General features: G+C 61.3%; 19 protein-coding genes. 7 read left to right on the top strand and 12 right to left on the bottom strand.

What is annotated here, in order from left to right; translation table 11 throughout:
* Positions 1 to 33: 33 nt before the first annotated feature.
* Positions 34 to 900 carry a polyamine aminopropyltransferase gene (gene speE / locus AB6O04_RS07115; RefSeq protein ID WP_368563131.1) on the top strand — a complete coding sequence of 289 codons (867 nt, stop codon included), beginning with the start codon at positions 34 to 36 and terminating at the stop codon, positions 898 to 900.
* A gap of 168 nt (positions 901 to 1068) precedes the next feature.
* On the opposite strand, the gene AB6O04_RS07110 is transcribed toward speE, so the two are convergent.
* Both AB6O04_RS07110 and AB6O04_RS07105 read right to left on the bottom strand, forming a co-directional pair.
* Positions 1069 to 1563 carry a hypothetical protein gene (locus AB6O04_RS07110; RefSeq protein WP_368563130.1) on the bottom strand — a complete coding sequence of 165 codons (495 nt, stop codon included), beginning with the start codon at positions 1561 to 1563 and terminating at the stop codon, positions 1069 to 1071.
* A gap of 108 nt (positions 1564 to 1671) precedes the next feature.
* Positions 1672 to 2010: a P-II family nitrogen regulator gene (locus AB6O04_RS07105; protein ID WP_368563129.1), complete on the bottom strand. Its 339-nt coding sequence runs from the start codon at positions 2008 to 2010 to the stop codon at positions 1672 to 1674.
* Positions 2011 to 2242: 232 nt separating this feature from the next.
* On the opposite strand from AB6O04_RS07105, the gene AB6O04_RS07100 reads away from it, so the two are divergent.
* The 4 genes from AB6O04_RS07100 to AB6O04_RS07085 all read left to right on the top strand — a co-directional run bounded on the left by AB6O04_RS07100 (position 2243) and on the right by AB6O04_RS07085 (position 5651).
* The gene (locus AB6O04_RS07100; protein WP_368563128.1) at positions 2243 to 2509 is read left to right on the top strand and encodes an accessory factor UbiK family protein; all 267 of its coding nucleotides are present in this window, start codon (positions 2243 to 2245) and stop codon (positions 2507 to 2509) included.
* A 7-nt stretch (positions 2510 to 2516) separates the two neighbouring features.
* Positions 2517 to 4037, top strand: a complete 1521-nt coding sequence (locus tag AB6O04_RS07095; RefSeq protein ID WP_368563126.1) for a YifB family Mg chelatase-like AAA ATPase — start codon at positions 2517 to 2519, stop codon at positions 4035 to 4037.
* Positions 4038 to 4452: 415 nt separating this feature from the next.
* The gene (locus AB6O04_RS07090; protein ID WP_368563125.1) at positions 4453 to 5058 is read left to right on the top strand and encodes a hypothetical protein; all 606 of its coding nucleotides are present in this window, start codon (positions 4453 to 4455) and stop codon (positions 5056 to 5058) included.
* Positions 5058 to 5651, top strand: coding sequence for a hypothetical protein (locus tag AB6O04_RS07085; protein WP_368563124.1), 594 nt, complete (start codon positions 5058 to 5060; stop codon positions 5649 to 5651). The genes AB6O04_RS07090 and AB6O04_RS07085 overlap by 1 nt, the downstream gene beginning before the upstream one ends.
* Positions 5652 to 5785: 134 nt before the next feature.
* Here AB6O04_RS07085 and aceA read toward each other — a convergent pair whose 3' ends face one another.
* Together aceA and aceB are read right to left on the bottom strand one after the other, a co-directional pair.
* Positions 5786 to 7078, bottom strand: a complete 1293-nt coding sequence (aceA, locus tag AB6O04_RS07080) for an isocitrate lyase (protein WP_368563123.1) — start codon at positions 7076 to 7078, stop codon at positions 5786 to 5788.
* A 147-nt stretch (positions 7079 to 7225) separates the two neighbouring features.
* Positions 7226 to 8875, bottom strand: coding sequence for a malate synthase A (gene aceB, locus AB6O04_RS07075; RefSeq protein ID WP_368563122.1), 1650 nt, complete (start codon positions 8873 to 8875; stop codon positions 7226 to 7228).
* 111 nt (positions 8876 to 8986) lie between these two features.
* Here aceB and AB6O04_RS07070 point away from each other — a divergent pair, with 111 nt between their 5' ends.
* Complete coding sequence (locus AB6O04_RS07070; protein ID WP_368563175.1) at positions 8987 to 9952, top strand: LysR family transcriptional regulator; 966 nt, start codon at positions 8987 to 8989, stop codon at positions 9950 to 9952.
* An 18-nt stretch (positions 9953 to 9970) separates the two neighbouring features.
* Here the strand turns inward: AB6O04_RS07070 and AB6O04_RS07065 are convergent, their stop codons facing one another.
* The 4 genes from AB6O04_RS07065 to arfB form a co-directional block, all read right to left on the bottom strand.
* A complete protein-coding gene (locus AB6O04_RS07065) occupies positions 9971 to 10750 on the bottom strand; it encodes a phytanoyl-CoA dioxygenase family protein (protein ID WP_368563121.1) in 780 nt (259 codons plus the stop codon).
* A gap of 162 nt (positions 10751 to 10912) precedes the next feature.
* A complete protein-coding gene (locus AB6O04_RS07060) occupies positions 10913 to 11941 on the bottom strand; it encodes an isoaspartyl peptidase/L-asparaginase family protein (RefSeq protein ID WP_368563120.1) in 1029 nt (342 codons plus the stop codon).
* 58 nt (positions 11942 to 11999) lie between these two features.
* A complete protein-coding gene (locus AB6O04_RS07055; protein ID WP_368563119.1) occupies positions 12000 to 12602 on the bottom strand; it encodes a lysophospholipid acyltransferase family protein in 603 nt (200 codons plus the stop codon).
* Between the two features lie 5 nt (positions 12603 to 12607).
* Positions 12608 to 13042: an alternative ribosome rescue aminoacyl-tRNA hydrolase ArfB gene (gene arfB, locus AB6O04_RS07050; RefSeq protein WP_368563118.1), complete on the bottom strand. Its 435-nt coding sequence runs from the start codon at positions 13040 to 13042 to the stop codon at positions 12608 to 12610.
* 126 nt (positions 13043 to 13168) lie between these two features.
* Here arfB and AB6O04_RS07045 point away from each other — a divergent pair, with 126 nt between their 5' ends.
* Positions 13169 to 13717 carry a DUF2059 domain-containing protein gene (locus AB6O04_RS07045; RefSeq protein WP_368563117.1) on the top strand — a complete coding sequence of 183 codons (549 nt, stop codon included), beginning with the start codon at positions 13169 to 13171 and terminating at the stop codon, positions 13715 to 13717.
* A 229-nt stretch (positions 13718 to 13946) separates the two neighbouring features.
* On the opposite strand, the gene ung is transcribed toward AB6O04_RS07045, so the two are convergent.
* From ung to ftsE, 4 genes are read right to left on the bottom strand one after another with little or no spacing between them, the layout of a single operon-like run.
* Positions 13947 to 14684, bottom strand: a complete 738-nt coding sequence (gene ung, locus AB6O04_RS07040) for a uracil-DNA glycosylase (RefSeq protein ID WP_368563116.1) — start codon at positions 14682 to 14684, stop codon at positions 13947 to 13949.
* Positions 14681 to 15520, bottom strand: a complete 840-nt coding sequence (locus AB6O04_RS07035; RefSeq protein WP_368563115.1) for a response regulator — start codon at positions 15518 to 15520, stop codon at positions 14681 to 14683. Before AB6O04_RS07035 ends, ung begins: the two co-directional genes overlap by 4 nt.
* 14 nt (positions 15521 to 15534) lie before the next feature.
* Positions 15535 to 16470 carry a permease-like cell division protein FtsX gene (gene ftsX, locus AB6O04_RS07030; protein ID WP_368563174.1) on the bottom strand — a complete coding sequence of 312 codons (936 nt, stop codon included), beginning with the start codon at positions 16468 to 16470 and terminating at the stop codon, positions 15535 to 15537.
* Positions 16471 to 16502: 32 nt separating this feature from the next.
* Positions 16503 to 17189, bottom strand: a complete 687-nt coding sequence (gene ftsE / locus AB6O04_RS07025; protein ID WP_337343897.1) for a cell division ATP-binding protein FtsE — start codon at positions 17187 to 17189, stop codon at positions 16503 to 16505.
* Positions 17190 to 17246: the final 57 nt, after the last annotated feature.

The raw sequence follows: 17246 nt of genomic DNA, 5'->3' as shown, positions 1-17246 counted from the left end.
AATCGGCGCCCCTTTGAACCGCGAATCACGGCGATGACGAACGAAGACAACTGGTATATCGAGCACTTCCAGCCCACCGGTTCGGCCATCGGCTATCGCGTCACCGGCAAGTTGGATGAAGTGCAGTCGCCGTTCCAGAAAATCGAGATCTACAACACCACCGACTGGGGCAAGTTGATGATCATCGACGGCGCGGTGATGCTGACCACGCGCGATAACTTCTTCTATCACGAGATGATTTCACATCCGGCTCTGTTCACCCACGCCGACCCGAAACGTGTGGTGATCATTGGCGGCGGCGATTGCGGCACCTTGCGTGAAGTGCTGAAGCACCCAGGTGTGCAGAGTGCCACTCAATGCGATATCGATGAGCAAGTGACGCGGATGTCGGAAAAATACTTCCCAGAACTTTGCGAATCCAATGGCGACCCGCGTGCCGAACTGCTGTTCGACGACGGTGTGGCCTACATGGCCAATTGTCCGGCTGGCAGCGTGGATGTGGTGATCGTTGACTCCACCGATCCGGTCGGCCCGGCGGAAGGTTTATTCAACAAGTCGTTCTACGAATCCTGCTTCCGCGCGCTGAAAGACGACGGCATCCTGGTCCAGCAATCCGAATCGCCGCTGGCGCTGCTGGACCTGATCAAGGAAATGCGCGCCGAAATGGGCAAGGCCGGCTTCACCACCTTCAAAACGCTGCCGTTTCCGCAGCCCTGCTATCCCACTGGCTGGTGGAGCGTGACGATGGCGCGCAAACATGCCGATGGAAAGCATGGCGGCTTCGATTTTCGCCAACAGGATTCGAGTGGCAAGTCCTTCGATACGCTGTACTACACCGCGCATCTGCATACCGGTGTAATGGTGGCTCCGCCATTCGTGGCGAAAGCGCTGGGCGAGTAATCAGCTGCGATCCGATAAACAAAGCCTCACCATGCGCGGCTTTGTTTTCTTTGGGCGAGACCCACCCGAGGGTGATCATAAGGCCCGTTGTGGCGGAGATCCAACGCGCTTCACGCGCGACATTGAAAAACCCCGCATCACGCGGGGTTTTTTTCGTATGCGCCAGCGTCAATCGCCTAAAGCAGCTTCGTCAGTGGGCGCCTTCAGCCAGCCGCCGACATCCTTGCCCAGGGTTTCGACGGTGCGGCCCAGTACCGAACAGGCGCCTTTGAAACCCGCGAAAGCGCCGCCCATCGAATTACGGCGTGCCTTGAACGAGCCGACCTTCTTCCCGTCCTGATAGAGCGTTCCGCGTATCTTGGTGTAGGTCTGGCGCCCCATGAAAGCGTTGCCCATGTTCACCGAATCCAGGATTTCCATCTGCAACACACGACCAGCCTTGGTATCCAGCGGACCATCGACGAGTGTTACCGGCAATGAGGAATTTCGCTTGACGGAATCCGCCAGCTTCTCGCCCAGATTGCACTCGGCCTTGATAGCGTCGGAGATGTCGTTCTCCTCGGCCAGTGGCGTCACTTTCTGTAGTGTTATCGATTGGGCCGAAACCCATGAGGAGGCGCTTAGCGCCACTGCCGCTGTCAACATCATCAACTTGTTACGCACTCAAATCCCCTTTCTGTTGTGAAGTTCCATCATTGGATGCCTTCCAGTGGATCCAGGCATCCCCTGCCCACGAAGTGAGATCACTTGCTGCGGGCTATTCGTCCATCCTCACAGCGCGTCTCCATCCAATTCACCGGTCCGGATCCGCACCACTTTTTCCAGTTCATAGACGAAGACCTTGCCGTCGCCGATCTTGCCGGTACCAGCGGCCTTGACGATGGCTTCCACCACCTGCTCCACCTGCTCGTCCGTGACCGCCACCTCCACCTTTACCTTGGGCAGGAAATCGACCACATACTCGGCGCCGCGGTAGAGCTCGGTGTGGCCCTTCTGGCGACCGAATCCTTTCACTTCGGTGACGGTGATGCCGGCAATACCAGATTCGGCCAGCGCTTCTCGCACATCGTCCAGCTTGAAGGGCTTGATGATGGCCATGATCATTTTCATGCAGGGTGCTCCCTTTGTACGCTGGCGGCAGGATAACCTGATTGGGGTCGGCCCGATTGATCAGGCTTTGCTGAGGCAGGCCCATTGAAGTCGACGCAGTTGCAGGTGAAGCGGGGGTGCGGTTCAATGACGGCGCGGCGAGCATCGGATTTTCCCGACAGCACCGCACAGCGAACGCTGATGGCGCTGCCCTTGCGGTATGGACAAGCTGGCCGGACTGCCGGAGAAACTCATGATCGACCTGAACCACATCGACGACCTAGCCCGCCGCCTCAGCAATTTGGTACCACCTGGCCTGCGTGAATCGCAGGAAGAACTGCAACAAACGTTCAAGAGCGCGCTGCAAACGGGTTTGTCAAAGCTGGATCTGGTCACCCGTGAAGAGTTCGAGGTCCAGCGCGCGGTGCTGTTGCGCACGCGCGAAAAGCTGGAAGCGCTAGAGCGCACGGTACAGGCTTTGGAAGCCCAAGCCGCCGCCGCCAAACCCGACCCGAACTGAGACTTTCATGAGTCTGGCGTTGGTGCACAGCCGTGCACGCGCGGGCGTGCGCGCGCCTTCGGTCCGGGTTGAGGTACACCTATCAGGGGGAGTGCCGTTGACGAATATCGTCGGCTTGCCGGAAGCCGCCGTGCGCGAATCGCGCGACCGTGTCCGCGCCGCCATCCTGTGCTCGCAGTTCGAGTTTCCTTCCCGCCGCATCACCGTCAATCTTGCACCCGCTGATCTTCCCAAGGACGGCGGCCGCTTCGATCTGCCTATCGCATTGGGCATTCTCGCCGCCAGCGGACAAATCCCTCGCGAGGCGTTGGACGAGTACGAGTTCCTGGGCGAATTGGGGCTGACCGGAGAACTGCGAACGGTGGATGGTGTATTGCCTGCCGCACTGGCAGCGGCAAACGCCGGACATAAGCTGATCGTGCCGATCGGCAGCGGTGCGGAGGCCGCACTGGCACGCGAGGTGAACGCATATACCGCACGCACGCTGCTGGAGGTTTGCGCGGCACTGATCGGCACCAAGATGCTTCCCGCAGCTGAAGCGCCGCCGCCGCAACCGACGCAAGTTCCGGACATGGCCGACGTGCGCGGCCAGATGCATGCGCGCCGTGCGCTGGAAGTGGCTGCGGCGGGCAACCATCATCTACTTCTTATCGGTCCGCCCGGTTGTGGGAAAACGCTGCTGGCTTCTCGGCTTACGGGGCTGTTGCCGGAAGCCAGCGAAGCGGAAGCTCTGGAAAGCGCCGCCATCGCTTCGATCAGCGGGCGGGGATTGGACCCGGCGCGATGGAGGCAACGTCCCTATCGCGCCCCGCACCACACCGCCAGCGCGGTGGCTTTGGTAGGTGGCGGTGCGGAGCCGCGCCCCGGCGAGATTTCGTTGGCACATCATGGCGTCCTTTTCCTGGACGAATTGCCGGAGTGGGACCGGCGTGCACTGGAGGTTCTGCGTGAGCCGCTCGAATCAGGCACGGTCACCGTATCGCGTGCCGCGCGCAGCTCCGAGTTTCCGGCGCGCTTTCAATTGGTGGCCGCCATGAATCCCTGCCCTTGCGGCTGGGCAGGCGATCCCAGCGGCCGCTGCCGCTGCAGCCCGGAGAATGTTCGTCGCTATCGTGCGAAAATTTCCGGGCCGTTGATGGACCGGATCGATCTGCACGTGGAAGTGCCGCGCCTGCCGCCGCAGGAACTTCGACCGGATGCTCCCGACGGTGAGCCCACGGTCAGCGTGCGCGAACGAGTGGTGCGGGCAAGGGCCTTGCAAACTGGCCGCAACGGCAATGGCAAAGTCAACGCCCAGCTCGGTCAGTCAGACACCATGTTGCATTGCCGGTTGCAGCCATGCGATCAGGCGTTGCTGGAAAATGCGATTGAACACCTGCAGCTTTCGGCCCGCACCATGCACCGCATTCTGCGTGTCGCGCGCACGATCGCCGATCTGGCCAACTCCGCGCACATCCAAACGCCGCATTTGACGGAAGCTCTGGGATATCGGCGGGTAGACCGGGGTGCGGCGAACGGAGCTACCTGACAGCACCGGGAAGAAGGTATGTGCGCCGGTATTTTTTCGAGAAATATCCATTGATTCGGCAAAAATGGCAGTCGACATTGAATGCGCAAACGTGAGCGTCTACGGACCGTTTGCTCTGTATTTCAATGGAGAAGTTGCTATGACGCGGTATGTACAAAGTAGGCGGCATGCTCTCTGGACGCCAGCCGTTCCGATGATGATCTTTCTGGCAGGGGCAAGCGGGCGAGCCAGCGCCCAAGAAACAGCAAACGTAGCCCTATGCGATGGCTGCACCAGCGCACAGATGCAAGAAAGAGCAAAAACTTCGGGCCTCCATCTCGTACACGTGGGAAACCGTGCTACCGGCCAGCTCAACGCATACTGGGTAGATCTCACTCCCATTTGGGTCTATCCGATGGACTGGGTAGTAACACCCATGTCAGTCACCGAAGAACGGGCCATGGAGTTCATGGCCTACTCAGATGCCTATCGCGAGGCCGGTGGCGCGACAGTTGTTGATTTCAACGTTTATACGGCTGCTGCTCAGCCTACAACCGTGCCGCCGCACTTTCCTCAGAGCGGGTTTGATATTACGCGCGATGGATCAGCCCGTCAGGCGCTCTTGCAATGGGCAAAGAACGTTGATAACTGGCCTGATGCGGGCGACAGGCGAAGTTTTTACGCCAAGCTTGTTATCGAGTCTGGCAAGAAACTCCATACCGGAGAGGAGTTCGCCATCCGGATCACCTTCCGGTTTCCCGATGGCACTGTGGCCAAGGTCGACCACCAGTCCGCAACTCAGTCGCTTGTCGTAGCGGAAGTCCGAGATTCGGCAGGTAATCTCATCTACACCAGCAGCCAGTCGCCCGTTCAAGTGGATTACTCTTCGTACGAGCGCCCCGAAGCTCGCAATGCGCCGGACTACAATCGAGGGCTGGGGTGGCTCAACAGCCACGGCCTCCTCATTGTTCGACCAAACGGCGGCATTGGGGTGAGGTCCGGAACGGTAATTGTCGGCAGTGTCGTAACCGTGCAGCAGTGATGGTTTTCAGACAACTTCGAGTCGATCCGCGGCACCTCTATGGCGCCGCAACCTTGGGATCATTGATTCTTTTTTTTCTCATGAGCCTTGGCTTCCAACAGGTGCGGCTATTCGCGTTCGGAGCAACTCCAATAGCTGCCCTTTTGATCGCATTCAGATCCGCCGCCTCTCTGGATCGTAAGCTCACTAGGCGCTGGCTGTCGCTAGCAAAGCAGTGGTTTGTGTTCTGCACGTGCATTGCTACTGCAAGCGCTGTTATTGATGCACTGAAGTTTGCATCCGAGATGTTTCAGACGGCGGTTCAGGTCTTCTCCTACGGGGCGATGCTTTATGCCCTTCTCGGCATAGCGATGTGGATGAGGCCCTTGATCGAAGCCTTTTGGCTCAGAGTGGGAATTGTTTTTCTGCTATCCAGCTTGCTCAGTTATGCAACGCTCACCGCAGCGGCCAACAATTCTCTTGAGAGGAAGATCTCGCCGATGCTCCTGGCTGTCAGACCCTGGCTAGGGTTCTGGCCCGGGGTGGTCGCAGCGAGCAATCCACACATTGAGGTCTCCATACCAGCCTCACCGCACCAACCGACTGTAAGGTGATTCGGCGCCGATATCTGGCAGCCACACATCGCCGCGGATAATGGCCGACACACGCGCCCATACTTTCATGCGAGCAATCCACGGTAAGTTGGTCCATCCTTTGATCAAAAAATGGCGGCTAACGCACCTCGCCGTCAAGCGGCCTTTTCGCCGTGGAACTGCTCCTCCTCAGTGGAGCCCTTCAGCGCCGTGGTCGATGACTGACCCTGCTGAATCGCCTGGGTGACTGCATCGAAGTAGCCGGTGCCGACTTCGCGCTGGTGCTTGACTGCGGTGAAGCCGCGGTCGGCGGCGGCAAATTCGGCTTCCTGCAGTTCTACGAATGCGCTCATCTGGCGGCGGGCGTAACCGTGGGCCAGGTTGAACATGGAGTAGTTCAATGCATGGAAGCCGGCCAGGGTAATGAACTGGAACTTGTAGCCGTAGCCGGCGATTTCCTTCTGGAACCTGGCAATAGTCGCGTCGTCCAGGTTCTTCTTCCAGTTGAAGCTGGGTGAGCAGTTGTACGCCAACAACTTGCCGGGGAATTTGGCATGAATGGCTTCGGCGAACTTGCGCGCGAACTCCAGGTCCGGTTTGCCGGTTTCGCACCACACCAGATCGGCGTAAGGGGCGTACGCCAGGCCCCGGCTGATGGCTTGGTCCAGACCGTTGCGGGTCTTGTAGAAACCTTCGACCGTGCGCTCGCCCATGACAAAGGGTTTGTCGTTGTCATCGACATCGCTGGTCAACAAGTCAGCGGCTTCGGCGTCGGTGCGCGCGACCAGCAAGGTGGGCACGCCACAGACGTCGGCGGCCAGGCGGGCTGCGTTCAACTTTTCCACCGCCTCACGCGTCGGCACCAGCACCTTGCCGCCCATGTGGCCGCACTTTTTCACGCTGGCCAGTTGGTCTTCGAAGTGCACGCCCGCGGCGCCGGCTTCGATCATCGCCTTCATCAGCTCGAACGCATTCAGCACGCCACCGAAGCCGGCTTCAGCATCGGCCACGATGGGCTGCAGGAAGTCAATGCTGTCGTCGCCTTCTGCATGATGCAGTTGGTCCGCACGCAGCAGCGTGTTGTTGATGCGCTTGACCACGGCGGGGACCGAGTCAGCCGGGTATAGCGACTGGTCCGGATACATCTGACCGGCCAGGTTGGCGTCGGCCGCCACCTGCCAGCCGGAGAGGTAGATGGCTTTCAAGCCGGCTTTCACCTGCTGCATGGCCTGGTTGCCCGTCAGTGCGCCCAGTGCATTGACGAAGTCTTCGGTCTGAAGATAATTCCACAACTTTTCCGCGCCCAGCTTGGCGATGGAGTGCTCGACCGGCACGGTGCCGCGCAAGCGCACCACGTCGGCCGCGGCGTAGTTGCGGGTGATGCCTTTCCAGCGCGGATTGGTGTCCCAGTCTTTCTGGATTTGTTGGGCAGTCGGCAGTTGGGTCATGGCGATAGTTCCGTGTTGTGATGCAAAGAAGGGAAAGCCATGTAGGAGCGGCATCCCGCCGCGAACTCTTTCTGGCGGGTTGCGGTAGAGACGAAGAGCTCGCGGCGGGACGCCGCTCCTACAAAAGCGAGATCAATAAAATCAAGATCAATCGATACGTTCGTATGCGGGCAGCGTCAGGAATTCGGCCAGCTCGTCGCTGCGGGTCAGCTCATCCAGCAGGGCAATGGCTTCATCGATCCGGCGGCCACCTGGAATTGCGTTGATGTCGCCCAGCTTGGCCGGCAGATTCGCCAACGTGCGCTCCAGTAGACCGAAGTCGATCGCTGTGCCATCGGCCAGGTGCAGTCCGCTGTTGTGCAGCCACTGCCACAACTGGGTGCGCGATATTTCCGCCGTGGCGGCGTCTTCCATCAGCCAGTGGATCGGTACGCAACCGTTGCCATCCAACCATGCGGCCAGGTAGCGCACGCAGACCTCCACGTTGCCTTCGAAACCCGCGCGGGTGATGGTGCCGGTGGATGGTGTGATCAGATCTTCGCGCGTCACCAGGACGTCTTCGCGCAGCACCTGATGCTGATGCGGACCTGGCATCCGTTCGTCGAAGATGGCGCGCGCGATGGGGATCAGCGCCGGGTGCGCCACCCAGGTTCCATCATGTCCGGCGATGACTTCGCGCAGCTTGTCCGCGCGCACGCGCGCCATCGCCTGCTCGTTGGCGGCTTCGTCGTTGCTGATGGGAATCTGCGCGGCCATGCCGCCCATCGCATGCGCGCCGCGCTGGTGGCAAGTCTGGATCAGCAGTTCCGAATAGGCCTTCAGGAACGGCTGCGTCATCGTTACCTGGCCGCGTTCCGGCAACACTTTGTCGCGGTGCCTGCGGAAGGTCTTCAGATAGGAAAAGATGTAGTCCCAGCGCCCGCAGTTCAGGCCGGCGATGCGATCGCGCAGCGCGTACAGAATCTCGTGCATCTCGAACACCGCCGGCAGCGTCTCGATCAGCACAGTGACCTTCATCTGGCCCTGAGGCAGCCCCAGCGAGGCTTCGATATGCGACAGCGCGGTTTCCCACAGCGCCGCTTCTTCCATGCTTTGCAGCTTGGGCAGGTAGAAGTACGGGCCGCGGCCCTTGGCGGCCAGCGCCTTGGCGTTGTGGAAGGCGAACACCGCCAGGTCGAACAAGCCACCCGCGATCGGCGCGCCGTCGATCAGCACGTGTTTCTCGTCCAGGTGCCAGCCGCGTGGGCGGACCAGCAGCACGGCTTGTTCTTCCAGCGGCTTCAGCGCGTATTTCTTTCCCGACGCGCCGCCAGAAGACGGGGCGGTGAAGGTCAGGTCTCCAGCGACCGCGCCGATCAGCGCGCGCTGGCCAGTCAACAGGTTATTCCAGGTCGGCGACGTGGAATCCTCAAAATCCGCCATGAACACCTTCGCCCCCGAGTTCAAGGCGTTGATAACCATTTTGGGGTCTACCGGCCCGGTGATCTCCACCCGACGGTCTCGCAGCGCGGCCGGCAGCGGCGCTACTTTCCAATGGCCGTCGCGGATGTTGCGAGTGTCCTCGCGGAAATCGGGCAAACCGCCCGCGTCGAAATAGGCTTGGCGCTCACGGCGCTTCGCCAGACGCTCCTGTCGCTCCGGCTCAATCGCACGATGCAATGAGACCAGTAGCGCCAAGGCTGCCGGCGGAAGCAGGCTGTCCTGCCCCACCAGGTTGGTGGTCAGAGTGATACCTGGCGTGGGTCTGCCGGGCCCGGTTTCCCGGGAATGAGACAAAGCGAAAGCGGTGGCGGACATGAGCAGGTCTCCTACTGTTGCTGGCTTGTAATCTGCTCCTCCACCGATATATTTGACAACACAGTTTTATCAATGCATTAAATAAGCCTAACTTATATTGATCATCCAAACATCGACAAAGCCCCGCCCACGCTGCGTTTTCCCTACAAGTCCGACCGGCTGAAACCGCTCCGGGCGTTCTGCCAGACAGTGCGCCTGGGGTCAGTTTCGCGGGCCGCGGAGGCGCTTTTCGTCAGCCAACCCGCTATCACCCTGCAGTTGCAGGCGCTGGAGCGGGAATTGGGGGTGAAGCTGTTCGAACGCAGCGGCCGCCGCCTGGCGCCCAGCCGGGAAGGCCAGGTGCTGTTCGAACTGGCTCAGCCACTGGTCGAAGGCATCGATGGGTTGGAAACCGTGTTCCACGACAAGGTCAGCGGGCTCGACGCCGGCGAACTGAACATCGCGGCCAACAGTTCCACCATCCTGTATCTGTTACCCAAGATCGTTGAGAACTTCCGCCGGGAGCACCCGGATGTCCGCTTGACCCTGCATAACGCCATCACCGCCGACGGCACCGATCTGCTGCGCTCGGACGCGGTGGACCTGGCGATCGGCTCGGTCCTGGATGTGCCAGCCGATCTCAGCTACGCGCCGGTTTACCGGTTCGAGCCGCTGCTGATCACACCGCTGGACCACCCGTTGACGAAGAAATCCAAGCTGAAGCTGGAAGATCTCTCGACCTACGGACTGATCCTGCCGCCCAAGCGCCAGATCACTTACCGGCTGGTGGACCTGGTGTTCCAGCAGAACCGCGTGCCCTACACCGTGGCACTGGAAGTCGGCGGCTGGGAGGTGATCAAGCAGTACGTTGCGATGGGCATGGGCATCTCCATCGTCACTTCGATCTGCCTGACCGAAGCCGACCGCAGCCGCCTGACCGCGCGTTCGCTCAGCGACTATTTTCCTTCGCGCAGCTACGGCGTGGTGGTACGCAAGGGCAAATATCTGTCACCGCAGGCGCGCGCCTTCATCGAACTGATCCAGCCCGATTTGTTCACCCGCCGCAGCTATGACGACAGCGGGCATTCCGAGCGCTGACCCGCGCATTACTACCGCCTATTTTTCTTCCGGCGTACTCATGCCGATAGCAATGCGCTCGCCTGTGCGCTGATTGACCTTCACCCGCCACGGGTAGTGATCGCCTTCGCCGCCAGCACCACGTCGCTGCAGGTGATTGGTCACCGCTTTGCGCCAGCCGGTGCCCAGATTGGCGGTGCTCATATGCGGCGTTTTGGAGTGATGGAACGCGACATCACCGCGATGCATGGGACATGCCACCATGTCGCGTTCGTTTACGTCGCAGGTCAGCAGATCACTTTGCACGCCTTCCACCAAGCGGTGCGGCAGCACACCCAATGTGTGGCCGCGATCGATGAAGTGCATGCAGCCGTTGGCCGTATCGACATCCTGCAAGGGAATCCAACCGGTGATGCCTGCGTCGTAAAGATTGCGGCCCCAATAGCCTTCGTCCTGATGCCAATCCGTGGGCGCGCTGTTGCCGGGCGGTTTGCCCAGGAATTGGTCGTACCAGAACGCCATGTCCAATCCCATCAGACTCGACGAGAAAGCCGCCAACCACTGGCGATACGGCTGTCCGGCAATCTCTGGCCAGACTTTGGTAGGCGACGATTGAACGATGCGGAACGAGCGGTTTTCCTTGCTTTCGCCGACCGTCCACGCCCAGTCGTTAGCCAATTCATGTTTCCGTTCGATCAGCAGATCGCAATAGCGCTCTAATTGATCCAGATCGGCCTGCGGAATCGGGTTCCTGACTACCAGGTAGCCATGTTCACGGAAGAATTCCACATGTTCGGGGCTTGCTTGCGGATACCCCATAAGATTCACCGAATCGCAGCAGGATGCGGCGGATTCTTCGCCATGGCCGCGTACGCAACAATGGCCGCACGCTATCTTCAAAGCATGCGAAAGCTTGGGTCTCCGATTGCTGACTGTTTGAGAAGCTGTGCAGCGCCAGTCACTGCTACGACCCAATGCACCTCATTCAGTGCCCCGATCTTCAGGCGTATCTTCCGCGTAGATGGCCACATGCGGCACCCCATCGGCACCGATCCAGCCGCGATACATGCCCTCGGTGTTGAATGGCAGCGCGAAACTGCCGTCGGCGGCCAACGCGATGGCGCCGCCGTCGCCACCGGCCTTCGGGATGTCCTGGTTGATGACGCCCTCCGCCGCCTGACGAATGCCTTCGCCGGCGTATTTCACACGCGCGCAAATGTCATGTGCCGCCACCGCGCGAATGTAGAACTCGCCCCAGCCCGTGCCAGATACTGCGCATTGCGCATCTGCATATGTGCCGGCGCCGATAATGGGTGCATCGCCCACGCGGCCGTAGCGTTTGTTGGTCATGCCGCCGGTCGAAGTGCCCGCAGCCAGACGCCCCTGCTTGTCCAACGCCACGGCGCCAACCGTGCCGAAATACTTGGCGGTTTCAATGTCGGTGTGTGCCTCGCGTGCGGCTTCTTCTTTCAGTGCCCTCTGCAACTGCTGCCAACGTTTCTCGGTGCGGAAATAAGAAGGATCCACCAGCGTGATCTCGTTTTCCCTGGCGAAGGCTTCCGCACCTTCGCCCACCATCATCACGTGCTTGGATTTTTCCATCACCGCGCGCGCCAGCAGGATCGGATTCTTAACCCGACGCACTCCCGCCACCGCGCCTGCCCGCCGCGTGGTGCCGTCCATGATGGCCGAATCCAGCTCATTCTTGCCGTCATGGGTGAACACCGCGCCCTTGCCCGCGTTGAACATGGGGGCATCTTCCAGCACGGTGATCGCCGCAGTCACCGCATCCAACGCCGGTTTGCCCTCGGTCAAGCGGGCATGGCCGGCAAGCAACGCCTGTTCCAATGCCGCGCGAGCGGCTGCCTCATCCTCTGACGTCATGCCACTGCGCATCACGCCGGCACCACCGTGAATGACCAGCACCGGCGAGGCAGCCCATGCCGGTGCAACGGCCATGATCAGCGTGAGAGCGAGAGTCTTGCGGGCAAGGCGATTCGGCAGCGTCATTTTGCTATTCCCAAAGAGCGTGCCCAAGTTTCCCATATCGGCCCGCGCCGCGACGCAATTAAACCGTGCCGCGGTTCTTGCCCTGCCACGGCTGGTACCACTCGCGGATCTTGGCCATGTCGGCCTCGGCGTCGCCTGTGGTGTAGAAGACATCGCCGATGCCGACGATCTTCTCGGGGTAGTGGAAATACGCCATCAGGATCGGCACGTCGGCTCGCCGGGCGATCTTCAGGAAACCGCTTTTCCACTTCTGCACTTTCTTGCGAGTGCCTTCCGGCGTCAGGGTGAACCACATGCGGTCGGAGCGCTTGATCAGCGTGATGGCCTGCTCCACCGTGCCTTGCGGCGAACTGCGATCGATCGGCAGTACGCCCAACCTGGCCAGCAGCGGGCCGAGCGGCCACCAGAACAACTGCGCCTTGCCCAGCACCCGCACTTCAAGCCCCATCGCGATCTTGGCGGCCATGCCCCACAGACCATCCCAGTTGGATGAATGCGGTGCCACGATCATCACCAGCTTGGGGATGTCCGGCAGCGTGCCGACGACGCGCCAGCCGAACAGGCGCAGAAAACTGCGCCCCAGCCAGCGGGTGAACCGGTTCGGCGGCACCTGCGGCATGTTGGGTGGAATAGCGGGGATGACATCGCGGGTGTCGCTCAATCGGTTTACTCCCATTGGTTCTTTTGCGAGCGGCCTCGCTTGATCTGGCTGCGTTCGCGCTTGTTGTCCAAGCGGCGCGCCTTGGCCGCGCGGGAAGGCTTGGTGGCGACACGTTTCTTCGGCGCGACCAAGCCCGTGGCGATGAAAGCGGCCAAGCGCTCACGCGCATCCTGTCGGTTGCGTTCCTGGGTGCGGAAGCGTTGCGCATCAATAATCAGCACGCCATCGTCGGTGATGCGTCGGTCACGCTTGGCAAGCAGACGCTCGCGCACGGGCTCCGGCAGCGACGGAGAGTGTGCGAGATCGAAACGCAGTTCCACTGCCGTGGACACCTTGTTGACGTTCTGGCCACCCGCACCGCTCGCGCGCACGAATCGTTCGACCAATTCGTCGTCCGGTATCGCCAGCGTGGGCGTGATGTCGAGTGAGCCGATCCCCATGCGGGAATTGTAGTCAGGAAGAACGGCAGAACGTAGCGCGGACGGCAAAGCACCGCCACTTAACGTGACATTTACTTGATCGGCGGCACCATTCATGACCTTTCGTCTCGGACATGCCAAAACCGCATGAAGATCGCATCCTTGCCTGCTCGCATGCTGTTGACGCTGGTCCTGGTGGTGATATACGCCGCTGCGTACGCCGCTGAACCCTCCGACGCGGACATCGATCGCTTGCTGCGGGCGTCGCGCGCGCAAAGCCTGCTCAACGGCGTGATTCCGCAACTGGAAGCAATGCAGCAGCAGGAATTCGAAAAACACTTTGCCGGCAAGGAGCTCAACGCCGAGCAGACCGCGGAAGTGGCGCGCATCCAAACGAAGACCCGTGAAATTGCGCAAAAAGCGCTGTCCTGGGAGGAAATGCGTCCCTTGTATGTCGACGCCTACAAGAAGACCTATACGCGCGAGGAAGTGCGGGCAATCGCCAAATTCTACGAAAGCACTGCCGGCAAGAGCCTGCTGGACAAGAACCCGGTGCTGATGCAGAACCTGACGGCCGCGATCCAGCAGAAGATGGTGCCCATGCTGGAAGAACTGCAGACGGAGATCAAAAGCATTCCGGTAGCGCCAGCACCGGCACCGGCTGTTTCGCCGCCAAAGAAACGCAGGAAAAAGTAGTCCCGGGAACGGGTAAGCCGGTCGCCGAAAAAGCTGTCTCCCGCTTTCTTTCTGGCTACCTGCTTACTGTTCCGGCAGTCTGCGTAGGTCGCCCCCACGCGAGCAACGCGGGTGTGCGCGTGACTTGGGATGCAAGGGCTCGTGCGCACAGCGCACGCTACGACGAAGATCAAAAGCTCGCGGCGGGGACGCCGCTCCTACCCAACACCCGCCGCTCGCCGGCCACCGATTACCGGTTCTCCGTTCCCGGCATGTCCAGCATCAGTTGGCTGCGCGGCGGCAGGCGCCAGTCCACGGGCGTCTGACCACGCTGAGCCAGATACTGATTGGTCGCCGAAAAATGTCCACAGCCTAGAAAGCCGCGATGCGCCGACAACGGCGAGGGATGCGGCGCGCGTAGCACACGATGGCGACGGCTATCGATCACCTTGCCCTTGGCCTGGGCATAACTGCCCCACAACAGGAACACCAGTCCTTCGCGCTCATTGGCCAGCGTTTCGATGACGTGGTCGGTGAAGCCTTCCCAGCCTTTTCCTTGGTGAGCGCCAGCACGGCTTTCCTCCACCGTCAGCACCGCGTTGAGCAGCATCACGCCCTGCTGGGCCCAGGGCAGCAAGCAGCCGTGATCCGGCGGCGGAATGCCCAGGTCGCTGTTGATCTCCTTGAAGATGTTCTGCAACGAAGGCGGCACCGGCACGCCGGGCAGTACCGAGAAACACAGGCCGTGTGCTTGTCCAGGTCCGTGGTACGGGTCCTGGCCCAGGATGACCACCTTTACCCGGTCGAACGGCGTGGCATCGAACGCGCCGAAGATTCGCGGCCCGGGAGGGTAGATGCGCGCGCCGGCCGCCTTGCGCTGGCGCAGGAATGCGGAAAGCTCGCGCATCTCCGGGCGCAGCAGCCAGTCGCCGACACGCGCCTTCCACGAAGGCTCCAACTGGATGCGTTCGCCTTCCACGCCGCTCATACCAGACTGCGGGCGTCGTCCATGCGGGCCAGCCGCAGTTGGAACAGGACCTTGGTGACCAGCAGGCGTTCTTCGATGGGCTTGAGCACCAGATCATTGGCGCCGGCCTGCAGCAGTTCGGACTGATTGTCGCGATTGCCGTCGCCCGTCATCACCAGTATCGGCAAGCGGCGCTTGCCATAAGCGAAGTCCACGCGGATGCGCTGCACCACGTCGCGCCCGCTCAGTTCGCCTTTCAGCGTCACGTCGGTCAATACCAGATCAAAACGGTGTGTCGACAGGCCGAGCGATTCGGCGGTGAGCAGGGCGAAAGCGTCTTCGGCCTTCAGCACGTGCACTATTTTCAGCGATTGCCGTTCCAGCATGCGCTTGGTGGTTTCCGCCACCACGCGGCTGTCTTCCACATACAAAATGGTGGCACCGACGATAGGCTCCGGCTGCACGTAGCCGCGGATGAAGGTGGCCAAGGCTTCATGGCCAAGCGACTTATCGAAGTAGTCGGTTACGAATTCGGTGAAGCGGCGTTCTTCCAGATGCTGCTGGGCGTCGCCGGACACCACGATCACCGGCACATAAGCCTGTCCCGCCGATTCGCGCACGCTTCGCGCAATCTCAAGCCCATCGCCGTCGGGCAACGCCAAAGCCGTGGTCACCAGGTGCACTTCGCCGGTCGCCAGGGCTTTGCGCGCCTCCGCGATGCTGGAGCAGCCAACCACCTCCACGCCGGGCACTTCACGCCGCAGCATGTCGGCGATCATCTTGCGCACCAGCTTGGAGCCATCCACCACCATCACCCGGGGGGCATCGCTGATCAGATGACGGAGCTCTTGTGCCATGAAAGGATGGAGGCTCAGGTTTCGGTCGGGCGAGTCTGACGTAAGAAGTGTCCGGTCACCAGCCATGCGCCCAGCCAGCCGATCGCCGCCGCGGCCAACAACACGGCGCCAGCCAGCGCAGGCTCCAGCCCCGTCAGCGAGAATCCGCTACCGTAGCTTTTGGCCAGCGCGGCCAATGGTGCGCGCAACGCGGTCCCGGCCAGCGCCAACAATCCCAGCGCCAGCCCGCCTGCTGCCAAGCCGTACCAAGCTCCCAGATAGATGAAAGGGCGCCGGATGAAGCCGTCGGTGGCTCCCAGCAGTTGCAGCACGCCGATCTCTTCGCGCCGCGACTGGATGTCCAGCCGGACGGTATTGCCCACCACCAGCAGCGCGCCCAACCCGAACAGCGCCGCCAGCACCCAGCTCAAGCGCTCACCGAAGTTCAACCAGCCTTGCAACCGCTCACGCCAAACGGCGTCGTGCTGCAGAAGGTCGGTCTCCGGCAGACCCTGCAACGACCCGATCAGTTGGGAATCCTCGCCGCGCGGCGTGATGATCAACAAGCTGGGGAGCGGATTGCTGTCCAGGGCTTCCAACGCGGCGCCCAATCCACTGCGATCGCGAAATTCCTCCAGGCCTTCCTCCGGCGTGCGCAACTCGACCGCCGCCACATCGGCGCGGCCACGCAATTCCTCCGCCAGGGCGCGGGCACGAGCGACATCGATCTCGGGCTTGAGGAACAGGTCGACTTCGCGGGATTGCTGCACGCTGCCGGCGAAATGCTCGACGTTGGACAACGCCAGCCACAAGCCCAGCGGCAACGCGAACGCCACCGCCATCACGCCGATGGTCAGCAGTGTCGCCCAGGGCTTGCGCACTATCCGGCCCAAACTGGCAACGAAACTATAGAGATGCTGGTCCAGCCAAATGCCGAAGCCGGAGCGTGGGTGCGGCGACGGGCGCGCCATCGTGTTGCCGTTGTCGTTCATTCCGCGCGCGCTCATTCGGCAAGATCTGCCGGCGAAATATCGTCGACCAACCTGCCGTGGTCCAGGATCAGCACACGCTTCTTCATGCGCTTGAGCAGCGGCAGGTCGTGACTGACCACCAGCACGCTGGTGCCACGCTCGGGCATGGAGGCGAACAGCGACATGATCTCCGCCGACAAGGTGGGGTCCAGGTTGCCGGTGGGCTCGTCGGCCACCAGCAGCTTGGGTTCGGCGACGATGGCGCGGGCAATGCCGACCCGCTGCTGTTCGCCGGCGGATAGTTGCGTGGGCAATGCGCGTTCGCGGTGGCCCAGGCCCAGCCGCGCCAGCACTTCGCGCACCCGCGAGCTCATGCCGTGGCGGCGATCGCCGCGCAGGATCAATGGCAACGAGACGTTTTCCATCACCGTGCGGTCGGTCAGCAGGCGATGATCCTGGTAGACCGCGCCCACATGCCGGCGATGCAGGGCGATGCGTCCACCCCGCACCTTCAACAGATTCCTGCCGTCGAACACCACGGCGCCGCGGCTGGGGCGTTCACTCAAATGGATGAGTTTGAGCAGCGTGCTTTTACCCGCGCCGGAGTGACCGGTGACGAACAACATCTCGCCCTCGGCCACTTCGAAGCTGATGTCGGTCAACGCCTCGTGACCGCCGGGATACTGCTTGCTGACGTTTTCGAATCGCAGGACGCTCATAGCCCGGGATTATGCCGTGTTCCTTCACGTTCCGGAGACAGGCGGACCTACCCCGGA

Source organism: Pseudoxanthomonas sp. UTMC 1351 (assembly GCF_040948865.1).
In the GTDB taxonomy this organism is placed as follows: Bacteria; Pseudomonadota; Gammaproteobacteria; order Xanthomonadales; family Xanthomonadaceae; genus Pseudoxanthomonas_A.
The sequence above is the reverse complement of the archived record's forward strand: the minus strand, read 5'-3'. Positions and strand labels throughout refer to the sequence as shown.

Coding starts and splice junctions, on each gene's coding strand:
- ung (WP_368563116.1), bottom strand. CDS start 14,684: ATGAGCGGCGTGGAAGGCGAACGCATCCAGTTGGAGCCTTCGTGGAAG.
- aceA (WP_368563123.1), bottom strand. CDS start 7,078: ATGACCCAACTGCCGACTGCCCAACAAATCCAGAAAGACTGGGACACC.
- AB6O04_RS07045 (WP_368563117.1), top strand. CDS start 13,169: ATGAAGATCGCATCCTTGCCTGCTCGCATGCTGTTGACGCTGGTCCTG.
- aceB (WP_368563122.1), bottom strand. CDS start 8,875: ATGTCCGCCACCGCTTTCGCTTTGTCTCATTCCCGGGAAACCGGGCCC.
- speE (WP_368563131.1), top strand. CDS start 34: ATGACGAACGAAGACAACTGGTATATCGAGCACTTCCAGCCCACCGGT.
- ftsE (WP_337343897.1), bottom strand. CDS start 17,189: ATGAGCGTCCTGCGATTCGAAAACGTCAGCAAGCAGTATCCCGGCGGT.
- arfB (WP_368563118.1), bottom strand. CDS start 13,042: ATGGGGATCGGCTCACTCGACATCACGCCCACGCTGGCGATACCGGAC.
- AB6O04_RS07105 (WP_368563129.1), bottom strand. CDS start 2,010: ATGAAAATGATCATGGCCATCATCAAGCCCTTCAAGCTGGACGATGTG.
- AB6O04_RS07065 (WP_368563121.1), bottom strand. CDS start 10,750: ATGGGGTATCCGCAAGCAAGCCCCGAACATGTGGAATTCTTCCGTGAA.
- AB6O04_RS07085 (WP_368563124.1), top strand. CDS start 5,058: ATGGTTTTCAGACAACTTCGAGTCGATCCGCGGCACCTCTATGGCGCC.
- AB6O04_RS07035 (WP_368563115.1), bottom strand. CDS start 15,520: ATGGCACAAGAGCTCCGTCATCTGATCAGCGATGCCCCCCGGGTGATG.
- AB6O04_RS07060 (WP_368563120.1), bottom strand. CDS start 11,941: ATGACGCTGCCGAATCGCCTTGCCCGCAAGACTCTCGCTCTCACGCTG.
- ftsX (WP_368563174.1), bottom strand. CDS start 16,470: ATGGCGCGCCCGTCGCCGCACCCACGCTCCGGCTTCGGCATTTGGCTG.
- AB6O04_RS07100 (WP_368563128.1), top strand. CDS start 2,243: ATGATCGACCTGAACCACATCGACGACCTAGCCCGCCGCCTCAGCAAT.
- AB6O04_RS07095 (WP_368563126.1), top strand. CDS start 2,517: ATGAGTCTGGCGTTGGTGCACAGCCGTGCACGCGCGGGCGTGCGCGCG.
- AB6O04_RS07090 (WP_368563125.1), top strand. CDS start 4,453: ATGTCAGTCACCGAAGAACGGGCCATGGAGTTCATGGCCTACTCAGAT.